The sequence below is a fragment of the Bifidobacterium catulorum genome (assembly GCF_003129925.1).
GTDB lineage: Bacteria > Actinomycetota > Actinomycetes > Actinomycetales > Bifidobacteriaceae > Galliscardovia > Galliscardovia catulorum.
Genome location: NZ_QFFN01000001.1, coordinates 55,676 through 68,746 on the forward strand (window position 1 = coordinate 55,676; position 13,071 = coordinate 68,746).

A 13,071-nucleotide genomic window follows, 5' to 3' on the forward strand; every position below is an offset into this window, starting at 1 on the left:
CCGGGAATGGAGAAAGAAAGGAAAACCGTGAACCATCCGGTCGAATCGAATGATGCCGCCCCGCTGCGCTTCCGCGGCAAGATCGACTTCCAGTCGCACTACCTGCCTCCCGCGTACCTGGAATTCCTGCGCGCGCATTATCCCGGCAGCCCGGACGGTTATCCCACGCCCGACTACTGGACTCCCGACTGGCAGCGTGACAAGATGGACCTGCTCGGCATCGCCTACGCACATCTGGAACTCTCCTCGCCGAATGTCTTCCTGCTGCAGGCGGACGACTGTCTGCGGCTGGCACGGAAGATCAACGATCAGGGGGCGGCAATCGTCGCCGAGAACCCGACCCGGTTCGGGCTGATTGCCACACTGCCCCTGCCATGGGCCGAAGCGTCCGCGGAAGAGGCCCGGCGCACGCTCGACGAGCTCAAGGCCGACGGCGTGGGACTGACGACCAACCACCATGGCGTGTATCTGGGTGACCCCCGACTCGATCCGGTGATGCGCGAACTGGACGGCCGCGGCGCAATGGCGATCGTCCATCCCACCGCGCCGCACGTGTCCGTGCCCGGCGCGTGCGAGGGCCTGTCCCTTCCTGCTTTCGAATACTTCGTGGAAACCACGCGGGCCTTCACCAACATGGTGCTGGAGGATACGTTCGTCAAGTTCCCGAACATCCGCTGGGTGATGCCGCATGCCGGCGCGTTCGTCTCCGTCCTCGCAGACCGGTTCGAAAGCTTCGCGTTCATGCTGCGCTTCGCTGACCCGGACCGCCGTGTCGACTATATGGACGCCATGTCCCATGTGTACTACGACCTTGCCGGATTCAGTGAGCCCAAGCAGCTCGCCGACCTTTTACGCAACGTGCCGGACACCCACCTGCTGTACGGGTCGGACACCCCCTACACGCCCATCGAGGCGGTGCTCAGTCAGGCTCGGGCGCTGGAAGGGACCGACAAGCTCACCGAGGAGCAGAAGCGTATGGCGTTCACCGGCAATGCGCTCGCCGTCAACCCGAAGCTCGCGGGGATCCCGGCATTGGCCCGGGCGGCTTCCGAGCCCGCGGGGAATGTCGCGGTGAAGCGGGACGGACGGTGGCATGTGCGGCTCTTGCGTGACCTCTTCCCGCGTAGGCATGTGGCCGTGCGCGTGCCTGTTCCGCCGCACGAGGCCGCCCCAAAGATCGCCGGGGCCGTTCGTGATGCCGCCGCCGCGCGCCTTGCACCCGATCCCTGCGACGACCCGGCGCTCACCGCCCGCTATGACGTGCGGCTCAACTCGCCGGTGGGCGTAATCGCGATCCCTGTGATTGTCTCCTACGATGACATGACCCGAACCTCGTTCCATGGCAAGGCAAAGGTCATGGGAATCGTGGCATCCTACCGGGATGGCGTGCGCGACGGGACGCGGCATTCGTTCGACATTCGCGTGCGTCTGCCCTTCGGCCCGCTCACCGTCCACCTCAATGCTGACGTGTCCGAACCCGACGGCTCGGTCGCGGGCACGGCCGTCGCGCCCCATCGCAGGCCCATGCCCTTCACCGGCCGGCGGCGCTGATCGATCTCGCATGCGTTTGTCTTCGAGCGCTTGAGGTGGGTATTACTGAAATCGAACGACAGACTGCCCGTATCGGGATGAAGGAAAGGAAGCATCATGTCCAAGCGCATGCTCGTCACGTATTTCTCCGCCACCGGCACCACCCGTGAGGTCGCCGGACGCCTTGCGCACGCGATCGGCGCCGATCTCAAAGAGATCGAACCCGCCGAGCCGTACACCGCCGCCGACCTCGACTGGCGCGACTCCGGCAGCCGCACCAGCGTGGAGCATCGCGACCGCGCCATGCGACCGGAGCTGAAGACGCCGATCGACGTGAGCGGCTACGACGCCGTGTTCGTCGGATATCCGCTGTGGTGGGAGACCGCGCCGCGCGTCGTGCGCACATTCCTCGAAAGCGAGGACTGGGAGGGCAGGACCATCGTCACGTTCGCGACCTCCGGGTCCAGCACGCGAGGCGCCGACGGCGTGCAGCTGCACGATTCCGCGCCCGCCGCCCATTGGGTGCCGGGCCGCCGCGTGGGCGCAAACGAAAGCGAGGCCAGACTCGCCAAGTGGGTCGACGGCCTCGGCCTGTGATCCAGCTCCTGACATCCGTGCCGGCGCCCTGTTGGGGGAGTCCTTGAGCACAACCCGGCGGACGGGCCTTAGCTCGCCAGCATGCCTGCGTTCATCTCGGTAAGCGCCCCCCTGTGTGGTCGCGTATCGGGCGCCTTCGATGCGGATCGCATCGGGATCGCACCCGATGTCGGCGAGGGCCCTTCGGCCGTGGACATGGTATCCACGGCAACGAGAAATCCTGTCTGCCGATTTTGCGATTGCTGAAAAACCCGGGCGTGTCGCCGCGTGTCTTCCATTTTCGTACCATATGGCGATGCGGGACGTCGCATATCCGGGATGGAGGTCCAAGCGAGGAAAAACAGAGGACGAGAAGCACTTCCATAGTGGTGGAAACCACAGGCACAACGAAAGAAGTCTCATTATATGGAACACCTGTGAGCCTTAGAAAAGAAAAGTCTTTAAAACTTTTGGCAATTGTGATATATGGGCATGATTGCATCTAAGATACATTGTGGCTGTATTCTGTCAAGGCAAACACAACGCAGGGGAGACCTGCCCTAGACCAGAGGTGATTTCGGTGACATTACACGCTCCGCTTGATCTGACGATACATACTCCCGAGGGGATGTATGACCCTACCTCGGAGCATGACGCCTGCGGCGTCGGTATGGTCACCACCCTCAACAAGGTTCCCGAACGCAAAATCGTCGACGACGCCATCGAGGTGCTCATCAACCTCGACCATCGAGGAGCCGTCGGCGCCGAGGAGAACACCGGCGACGGCGCCGGCATCCTCATGTCCATGCCCGACGAGTTCATGCGCAACACCATCGACGCCGAACTTCCCGAGGAAGGCCATTACGTGGCCGGCATCGCGTTCCTCGACCGCGACATCGCCGCAGGCGCGCAGCAGGAACAGGCCATCGCCGAGATCGTGGAGGAGGAAGGGCTTGAGGTTCTGGCCTGGCGTGTGGTCCCCACCAATCCGAACGGGCTCGGGCTGCAGGCGCTGGCCTCCATGCCGGCCTTCAAAACGCTGGTCTTCGCAGACGCCGACGACGCCGGACTCGGCGGCATCGAACTGGAGCGCAAGGCGTTCCGCGTGCGCAAGCGGGTGGAGCACGAGGTCGGCGTCTACTTCGCCTCGCTGTCCTCCCGCACCATCACGTACAAGGGCATGCTCACCACCATGCAGCTCAAGCCCTTCTTCACCGATCTCTCCGATCCGAGCATGAAGGCGCGTGTGGCCATCGTGCACTCCCGTTTCTCCACCAATACGTTCCCCAGCTGGCCTCTGGCCCAGCCGTTCCGCCTGATCGCCCACAACGGCGAGATCAACACCATTCAGGGCAACCGCAACTGGCTCTCCGCCCGAGAGGGGCGTCTGAGCTCCGAGCTGCTTGGCGAGTTCAAGCCGCTGCTGCCCATCAACACGCCCGGCTACTCCGACTCCGGCACCTTCGATGAATGCCTCGAACTGCTGCATCTCGCCGGACGCTCCCTGCCCCACGCCATCTCCATGATGCTGCCGCCGGCATGGGAGAAGAACGATGCGCTCGACCCCGACGTCAAGGCCTTCTACGAATACAACAACACACTCATCGAACCGTGGGATGGACCGGCCGACATCGTGTTTACCGACGGCGCCCAGGTGGGTGCCCTGCTCGACCGCAACGGCTTCCGCCCCGGTCGCTGGCAGGTAACCGATGACGGCTACGTGGTGCTCGCGTCCGAGACCGGCGTGCTTAATGAAATCCCCCAGGACCACATCGTCGAGAAGGGGCGTCTGGAGCCGGGCAAGATGTTCCTCGTCGACACCGCCGAAGGACGCATCGTCCCCGATGAGGAGATCAAGAAGACCCTCGCGTCCCTGCACCCCTACCGTCAGTGGGTCGAAGGTAACTCCATCGAGCTCAACCAGCTTCCCGCCCGCGAGCACGTGCGCCACTCCGGGCAGTCCGTACAGCGCCGTCAGCGCGCCTTCGGCTACACCGAGGAGGACCTCAAGCTCCTGCTCACGCCGATGGCCAACACCGGCAAGGAGCCGTTGGGCTCCATGGGCAACGACGTGCCACTGCCCGTGCTTTCCAAGCGTTCGCGCATGCTCTTCGACTACTTCACGCAGAAATTCGCGCAGGTGACCAACCCGCCGCTCGACTGGGAGCGTGAGGAAATCGTCACCTGCCTTGAATCCGCCATCGGCCCCGAACCGAACCTTCTGGAAGACAGCGAACTGCATGCCAAGAAGGTGCTCATCCCGCTGCCCGTCATCGACAGCGATGAGATGGCCCAGCTCAAGCGTCTCGACCGCGCCCCGATCCTGGGCGGCTACTACAAGCCGTTCGTCGTCAAGGGACTGTATCAGGTCGCCGGCGGCGGCAAGGCGCTTGAGGAACGGCTTGAGGAGATCTTCGCCGAAATCGATGAGGCCATCGCCGCAGGCAAGAACTTCCTCGTGCTCTCCGATCGTGACTCCAACCCCACCTGGGGTCCGATTCCGTCCCTGCTGCTCACCAGCGCCGTGCAGCATCACCTGCTGCGCCAGCACACCCGCACCCAGGTCTCCATGGCCGTCGAGGCCGGTGACGTGCGCGAGATTCACCACGTCGCCCTGCTGATCGCCTATGGCGCCGCCTGCGTGAATCCGTATCTGGCGCTCGAATCCGTGGAGGACCTCTCCAACCGCGGATACGTGAACGTCGAACCAGCCAAGGCCGTGAAGAACCTCATCAAGGCGCTCTCCACCGGCGTGCTGAAGATCATGAGCAAGATGGGCGTGTCCACCATCATGAGCTACCGCGGCGCCCAGCTGTTCGAGGCCATCGGCCTGAGCGAGGACGTCATCGACAAGTACTTCACCGGCACCACGTCCCGCGTCGGCGGCGTCGGTCTCGACGAACTGGCCGAGGAGGTCGCCATCAGGCACCGCGTCGCCTATCCGAACCAATGGACCGCCACGCCGCACCGCAACCTGCGTACCGGCGGCGAATACAAGTGGCGGCGCACCGGTGAGGACCACCTCAACGATCCGGAGGCCATCTTCCTGCTGCAGCAGTCGACCCAGCGCGGCGATTACAAGCTGTTCAAGAAGTACACCGACCATATCAACGACACATCCAACCGTCTGATGACGTTGCGCGGCCTCATGAAGTTCAACGACAAGCGCAAGCCCATCGACATCTCCGAGGTAGAGCCGGCCAGCGAAATCGTCAAGCGGTTCTCCACCGGCGCCATGAGCTACGGCTCCATCTCGCAGGAGGCCCATGAGACGCTCGCCATCGCCATGAACCGCATCGGCGCGCGCTCCAACTCCGGTGAGGGCGGCGAATCCGACGACCGCATCAACGATCCGCAGCGGTACAGCCGCATCAAGCAGATCGCTTCGGCGCGCTTCGGTGTGACCAGCGACTATCTCGTGCATGCCACCGATCTGCAGATCAAGCTCGCACAAGGCGCCAAGCCCGGCGAAGGCGGCCATCTGCCCGGCGCGAAGGTTCCGCCGTGGATCGCCAAGGTCCGTCACGCCACGCCCGGTGTGGAGCTCATCTCCCCGCCGCCGCACCACGACATCTACTCCATCGAGGATCTCAAGCAACTCATCAACGATGCGAAGATGGCGAACCCGAAGGCCCGCATCCATGTCAAGCTCGTCTCCGAGTTCGGCGTGGGCACCATCGCCGCCGGCGTGGCCAAGTGCCATGCGGACGTCGTCCTCATCTCCGGCTTCGACGGCGGCACGGGAGCGGCACCGCTCAATGCCATCAAGCACGCCGGAACCCCGTGGGAGATCGGCCTTTCCGAAACGCAGCAGACGCTGATCCTCAACGGACTGCGTTCCCGAATCGTCGTACAGTGCGACGGCGAGCTCAAGACCGGCCGCGACGTCGTCATCGCCGCGCTGCTTGGCGCCGAGGAATTCGGTTTCGCCACCGCCGCGCTGATCGTCGAAGGCTGCGTCATGATGCGAGCATGCCAGAAGAACACCTGCCCTCAGGGCATCGCCACGCAGGATCCGGAACTGCGCGCCCGGTTCCGAGGTAAGCCCGAGCATGTGGTGAACTTCTTCATGTTCATCGCCGAGGAGGTGCGCGAGATCCTCGCCCAGCTCGGGTTCCGCACGCTTGAGGAGGCCGTGGGCCACGTCGAGTGCCTCGACCAGGACGAAGCCATCAAGCGCTGGAAGTCCGACGGCATCGATCTGAGCAACGTGCTCATGCAGGCAGGCCCGACCCCCGGCACGATTCTGCACAACACCACCAAGCAGAACCATGAGCTCGAAAAGGCCCTGGACAACAAGCTCATCGAGCTCGCCGGACCCGCGCTTGAGCACAAGGAGCCCGTACGCATCGAACTGCCGATTCGCAACGTCAACCGTACCGTCGGCACCATGCTCGGCTACGAGATCACCAGGCGCTACGAGGCCGAAGGCCTGCCCGATGACACCATCGATATGACCCTGCATGGTTCCGGAGGCCAGTCCATCGGCGCGTTCATTCCGCGTGGCGAGACCATGCGCATCTACGGCGAGGTCAATGACTACGCCGGCAAGGGGCTGTCGGGCGGCCGCATCATCGTGCGTGCCGAGGAGGGCGTCACCTTCGATCCGCATACGAACGTCATTGCAGGCAACGTCACCGGATTCGGCGCCACCTCCGGAGAGATGTTCGTGGCCGGCCGGGCGGGCGAGCGATTCGCCGTGCGCAACGGCGGTGCGACGTTCGTCGTCGAAGGCGTGGGCGACCACGGTTGTGAATACATGACCGGCGGCATCGTCGTGGTGCTCGGACCCACAGGGCGCAACTTCGGTGCCGGTTTCTCCGGAGGCAACGCCTATGTGCTCGACCTCGACATGGCGAAGGTCAACCCCTCCGCGGTGAAGAGCGGCGCACTCAAGTTCCTTCCCCTGGAGGGCGGCGAGGCCGAGACCGTTCACGCACTGGTCAAGAAGCACGCCGAGGAGACCGATTCGGACATCGCCAAGGAGCTGCTTGACCATTGGTCCGATTCGATCAAGCGGTTCACGCACGTCGTACCCACGCAGTACGTCGCCATGACCCGTGCGATGCGGCAGGCGGAAGAGAACAATGTTGATTTCAACGCTCCGGGGGCCTGGGAGAAGGTCTACGAGCAGGTTATGGAAGGGGTGCGCTGAACATGGGCGATCCTAGAGGATTTCTGAAGGTCCGGTCCCGTCGTGAACTCGCCGAGCGGCCGGTGGAGGAGCGCATCAGGGACTGGTTCGACGTTCATGCCGAAACCGGTCTGCAGCCGTGGACCCAGGAACAGGCGGCACGATGCATGGATTGTGGCACGCCGTTCTGCATGACCGGTTGCCCGTTGGGCAACGTCATCCCCGAATTCAACGATCTGGTCCGTCAGGGCCAGTGGGAGGACGCGTACAACAAACTGTCGATGACCAACAATTTCCCGGAGGTCACCGGCCGCATCTGCCCCGCACTGTGCGAGGCCGCCTGCGTGCTCGGCATTCATCAGCCGCCGACGATGATCAAGCTCGACGAGCAGACCATCATCGATCAGGCATGGAATCTCGACTACGTCAAGCCGCAGCCGCCCCAGCGCCTCACCGACCAGACGGTCGCAGTCGTCGGGTCCGGCCCCTCCGGCCTCGCCTGCGCCCAGCAGCTCACGCGCGCCGGACACACCGTGGTCGTCTATGAGCGCCATGACGCCATCGGCGGACTCATGCGCTACGGCATCCCCAACTTCAAACTCGACAAGTCGCTGCTTGACCGCCGTGTGGAGCAGATGGAGGCCGAAGGCACCGTCTTCCACACGAACGTGGAGATCGGCAAGGACATTTCGTGGGATGAACTGCGTTCCCGCTACGATGCCGTGGTCGTCGCCATCGGCTCCACCGTGCCGCGCGACATGAAGCTTCCCGGGCGAGAGCTCGACGGCATCCACTTCGCCATGGACTTCCTGCCCGACGCCACCCGTCGCGTATGGGGCAAGAAGCCGATCAACGACATCACCGCGAAGGACAAGCATGTCGTGGTCATCGGCGGCGGCGACACCGGTTCCGACTGCCTCGGCACGTCCATCCGTCAGGGCGCGAAGTCCGTCACCGTGCTGCAGATCATGTCTCAGGAGCCCACGGAACGTCCGGCGAACCAGCCGTGGCCGACCTTCGCCCGCCTGTACCAGAAGACCTCCTCGATGGAGGAGGGCGGCACCTATATCTACGACACCGATTCCGTGGAATTCGAGGGCACCACATTGCCTGAGAACATCCATGAGATCGACGGGGTTCAGACCGAAGGCTTCGTGTCCGACGAGAAGGGCCATGTCACCGGTCTGAAGATCGTGAAGGTCGCCCCCGGCGAGAACGGTCCGTTCACCCGCCAGCCCGGCACCGAGCGCATCATCCCCGCCGATCTGGTGCTCATCTCCGTCGGATTCCTCCACCCGGAGACCGACACGCTCGTCGACCAGCTGCCCGTCGATCTTGACAGGCGCGGCAATGTCGCCCGCAACGACTCCTTCGCCACCAGTCAGGACGGCGTCTTCGCCTGCGGCGACGCCGGTCGCGGCCAGTCGCTCGTCGTCTGGGCCATTTCCGAGGGCCGAAGCTGCGCGGCTGCCGTCGACAAATACCTCACCGGCAGCACCGAACTGCCCGCGCCCATCGTCGCATCCCAGCGGCCGATGGCCCTGCCCCGCGTCTAGACGGTCAGACTGCAAACAATATCCATATCAAGGGTGTTCCTCCATTGGAGGGACACCCTTTTACTGTTCCGCTTCTTCCAGGGAGACTGATGTAGTGGATGCCGTATGCCTACCGAGTCGCGTGAATCATGCCAAGGATGTGTTCGACGACCTGCTGCGTGCATGATGCGTCCCGGGGTAAAGCCACGTTCCGTCGTATGAACGCGCTGAAGGCATCACGGTCGAATTCGTCGTGGTCGATGGCCTCGAACAGCCTATGCGCATCACCGGTGAACAAGGTGGGCACATCATGCCGGGGGTCGATGTAGAGGCTCCGTCGCCGGGAGTACTCCTCCCAGTCGTAGCCATACAGGAACACGGGAACATCCAATAGCCCGGCCTCGTAGATTACCGTGGAGTAATCGCTGATCACGTAATCGGCGATGAACAGCATGTCCATGCGTGACGGATATGTCTGGAATACGCGAGGATCGTCGAAATGCAGGGTGTCGAGCGGATGCTTCTTGATGATGAGATTGTACCGTTCGAAATCGATGGCCTCGACGAGCGATTTCGCGGCCGCCGCCTGATTGGAAGGCGGACGTCTGCGGAAGGTCGGGCAGTAGACGATGTTCTTCTTCCGTCCGAGTTCCGGGAAGAGCCGTATGATCCGAGCGCGCTGCGAATTCCGATAGGCGGGACTGGTCAGCAAATCGGTTCGCGGCAGCGGCGCCTCGATGATGCGTGACTTGTCGATGCCGAAGCCTGCCGCGTAGTCGTCGATGAACGATTTCGAGGAGATGAGCACCGAGGAATATCCCTGATGCATGCGCATCAGTGTGGCGGTTTGTGCGCCTCTTCCTTCATTGTCGTCCAATGCCGTGTACCCGAATTTCTTCATATTGCCCAGGGCGTGCCACATCTGGATCACGGGAATCCTGATCTGCCCGGCGAGCATGCTGACGATGATGGCGTAGGTGTCGAGCACGACGGCCCGACTGGTGGCGATGTAATACAGCTGGCGAATCATGTGGATGCAGTAGGTCACCGGATCATCCAGCCGTTTGGCGAGAATCTTCACGCGATAATCGGGATTATTGATTGCCATGTAGCGTTGGATAAGGCGGAAATCAACAGGGGGGTGGTTGCTTTCGCGACTGAGGCATATTATGCGACGGTGTTTGGGGAGGAGAAGGAACAGACGATACGCGAATAGCAGGCAGCATCGGAAGACCTCGACGAGGTATCGCTTCATTGGTATCTCTTCTCCTAGACCGCGGTGTGGCATCATCGGCAGACTTTCATTATATACTCTCTACAGAGGAAATTACGTAGTTTCAAGGAGAAGAAGGATATGGCCATTGTTGTCCACGGAATCCGTTGGAAGTCTAGCTATCTTGAGATATCGTATAGTGCGTCCGAAGAGGATAGGCTGTGGCTGTACCGTGTGAAGTCACGCAGATTCATACCCTTCGAAATCGAACAATGCGATGGACGCTATCTCGCCAGGCTCAATGTGGTGCTCGGCGGGGGTAGGGAAGTGATGCATTCGGGGGAGTGGATCATCTGCGAGCGCATCGACGAATCCCTGCTTGCGGACACTGCGACGCTGCTGGAGGCCAAGCCGTATCTTCGTGCGCGCATGGAGCGGGACGTGCGTCGGCATCTGCCCAAGGCGTTGCGCAAGGATGATCTCCTCATCGAGGAGCGTCTGGAGCGGTTTGGCGCGAAATACGTGGCGAAGCATCCCTATGATGCCCATAACGTGCATTACGATCCGGCGGTGCTGTCTCATCTGGACAACTGCGACCGTGTTTTTCGCTATGGCAAGAACCATTATGCGTACACAGGGGTGTTCGTGCCGAAGACCGGTACGGACGGCACGGTGTATCTGGTGCTCGACATGTTGTTCTACCAGCACAATCCCACTCCCCGGCGTCGTCAGAACAGCAAACGCCAGCGGCAGAAGGACATCTTCGTCAAGGCGTATTCTATGATGACGAAGCTTGTTCCGCGCAAACGCGATCGCATCCTCTTCTTCAAGCAGAATGGTGAGGGGCCGACCGAGAACATGGAGGCGCTGCATCGTCGAATGATCGAGCGCGGCATGGACTCGCGCTTCGACATCCGGTGTCGTTATCGGAATGTGTTTTCCGGGAAGCAGCGGATTCTGCCATGGATGATGGATCTGCTCGCCATTGCCCGGGCGCATTATATCTTCATCGACGATTACACGCCCGTGTTCAATTTCATCAAGCCCGGCAGGGAGTGCGTGCTCACCCAGATCTGGCACGCCGGCGTGGGGTTCAAATCGGTCGGCTACGCCCGGTTCGGGCTCAAAGGCTCACCGGATCCGTATAATTCCGCGCATCGGCAATACACGTATGCCCTGGTGGGCAACGGGCATCTGCGACGCATCTATTCCGAGGTGTTCGGCATCGAGGAGGATGCGTTGCTGGCTACGGGCATGCCCCGTCTTGACCATTTCCTCGACGAGAACGTGGAAAAACGGTACCGCGATGAGATGATCGAACGGTATCCCTGGGCCGGGCGGGGACGCGTCATCGTGTTCGCGCCCACATTCCGCGGGACCGGGCAACGCACCGCATACTATCCGTATGACGAGATCGACATGGAGAGGCTGTATCGCATGTGCGAGGAGACGGATTCGTATTTCGTCTTCGAGATGCATCACTTCATCAGGAAGCGTCCCGATATTCCCGAGGAATATGGCGATCGCATCTTCGATCTGTCCGACGAGAGCCTGACCAAGCTGTTCTTCATATCGGATGTGTTGGTGACGGACTACTCATCATGCTTCTACGACTATCTGCTGCTGCGCAAGCCCGTGGTGTTCTTCGTGCCCGACAAGACCGCATATTCGCTCATCCGTGGAGTGCAGCGTTCCGTCGACGAACTGGCTCCCGGAGTGGTATGCGACACGTTCGACGAGTTCATCGACGTGCTCGCGCACCGCAGATACGAGTCCGTCACTCCTCATCCGTCCTCCATCGACCGCGCTGCCGAGCGGGGAATGCTCGCCAGCGACCGCGCCATCGACGCCATCATCTACGGCAGGGACGTTCCCGGCGTGCGCAGGTCCGCCGATGACGATCGCACGGATGCGTGAGCGAGTGACGGAAACCGTGAATGAGGTGAGCGGCGGCCGCAGAGGACGGCATACGGGTCGGGACATCGCATCCTACGAACTGCTGTCCCGGTATCGCGAGGTGCTGATGGGCGTTTCGATACTGCTCATCATGACGTTCCATTACACGGAGGATCTCGCCGATCTGCAGGGGGAACGATTCGACGGTCCCGCCCGGATCTTCTACAGCTACATCGGCAGTTCCGGGGTGGATGTAATCCTCGTGCTGTCTGGTCTGGGCCTGTACTACTCGTGGAAGCGTCTGCCGGATGCGGCGGTCTTCTATCGCAGGAGACTGGCCAGGGTGCTTGTGCCGTATCTGATGGTCGCGTTGCCCGGTTGGGCGTGGCTCGATCTCGTTCGCGATGATGCCGGCGTACCGAGGCTCCTCGGGGATATCACATTCGTCACCTTCTTCACCGATGATGTGAAATGGTTCTGGTACGTTCTCATCAGTCTGGTTTGCTACGCGATGTTCCCCCACGTGTTCTCCGCCCTTGACGGAGCGTGCGACCATGTCTCCGCATGGTTGCGGACATTGCTGATGTGCGGTCTGTGCATGCAGCTTGTCATGATGCTCGACCAGTACGATCCCGGCCTGTACGACAACGTGGACATAGCCGTCAACCGTGTGCCCAGCTTCATCGTCGGCTGCCTCGTGGGAAAGCTGTCGTACGAGCGTCGGCGACTTTCCATGAAAGGCGTTCTTGCGGGTCTGGCGATCGTCGTTCTGCTGCTGTACCCGTTGCGGATGGCGACCACTCCAGTCGTCCAGGTGCTGCTGCGCGCCCTGCTCGATTTCCTCGGCTGCATATGCGGCATCGTGCTGCTCTCCCGGTTGGAGGCCTCCCCGTCCAACGGGCTGCGTGGAATCCACGATGCCGTTTGCCGCATACTCGGATGGTTCGGAAGATATTCGCTCGAACTGTATCTGCTGCATGTTCTGGTCCGGAAGGTGCTGAACGTGACGGGGCATTCGGCGGCCTTCCCGCAATACGAGATGGTCGTCGTCCTGGCGGCGCTGATGTTGTCCGTACCGCTCAACCGGTTGTCGAAGATCATTCAGCGGCCGTTGATGGAAGGACGGCGTCCTCAGGCGGCGTCCTGATCGGTCACCGGCCTCCATGCCCTCGTATGACGGCGTCGGA

The 13,071-nt window shown here is 62.0% G+C and carries 7 protein-coding genes; 6 read left to right on the forward strand and 1 reads right to left on the reverse strand.

What is annotated here, in order from left to right; genetic code table 11:
- Positions 1–6 precede the first annotated feature (6 nt).
- The 4 genes from DF200_RS00225 to DF200_RS00240 all read left to right on the forward strand — a co-directional run bounded on the left by DF200_RS00225 (position 7) and on the right by DF200_RS00240 (position 8,796).
- On the forward strand, positions 7–1,551 hold the full coding sequence (locus DF200_RS00225) for an amidohydrolase family protein (RefSeq protein ID WP_109136299.1): 1,545 nt from the start codon (positions 7–9) through the stop codon (positions 1,549–1,551).
- A 96-nt stretch (positions 1,552–1,647) separates the two neighbouring features.
- Positions 1,648–2,127: a flavodoxin gene (locus DF200_RS00230; RefSeq protein ID WP_109136300.1), complete on the forward strand. Its 480-nt coding sequence runs from the start codon at positions 1,648–1,650 to the stop codon at positions 2,125–2,127.
- Between the two features lie 559 nt (positions 2,128–2,686).
- Complete coding sequence (gltB, locus tag DF200_RS00235) at positions 2,687–7,261, forward strand: glutamate synthase large subunit (RefSeq protein WP_109136464.1); 4,575 nt, start codon at positions 2,687–2,689, stop codon at positions 7,259–7,261.
- A 2-nt stretch (positions 7,262–7,263) separates the two neighbouring features.
- Positions 7,264–8,796 (forward strand): glutamate synthase subunit beta, encoded by a 1,533-nt coding sequence (locus DF200_RS00240; protein WP_109136301.1) that lies wholly within the window; start codon positions 7,264–7,266, stop codon positions 8,794–8,796.
- 109 nt (positions 8,797–8,905) lie between these two features.
- Here the strand turns inward: DF200_RS00240 and DF200_RS00245 are convergent, their stop codons facing one another.
- Positions 8,906–10,066, reverse strand: a complete 1,161-nt coding sequence (locus tag DF200_RS00245; RefSeq protein ID WP_338323265.1) for a CDP-glycerol glycerophosphotransferase family protein — start codon at positions 10,064–10,066, stop codon at positions 8,906–8,908.
- 63 nt (positions 10,067–10,129) lie between these two features.
- Between DF200_RS00245 and DF200_RS00250 the strand changes: the two genes are divergently transcribed.
- The gene (locus DF200_RS00250) at positions 10,130–11,905 is read left to right on the forward strand and encodes a CDP-glycerol glycerophosphotransferase family protein (protein ID WP_109136303.1); all 1,776 of its coding nucleotides are present in this window, start codon (positions 10,130–10,132) and stop codon (positions 11,903–11,905) included.
- Entirely contained in the window at positions 11,883–13,031 is a 1,149-nt protein-coding gene (locus DF200_RS00255) for an acyltransferase family protein (RefSeq protein ID WP_109136304.1), read from the forward strand. The genes DF200_RS00250 and DF200_RS00255 overlap by 23 nt, the downstream gene beginning before the upstream one ends.
- The last annotated feature ends 40 nt before the right edge of the window (positions 13,032–13,071 follow it).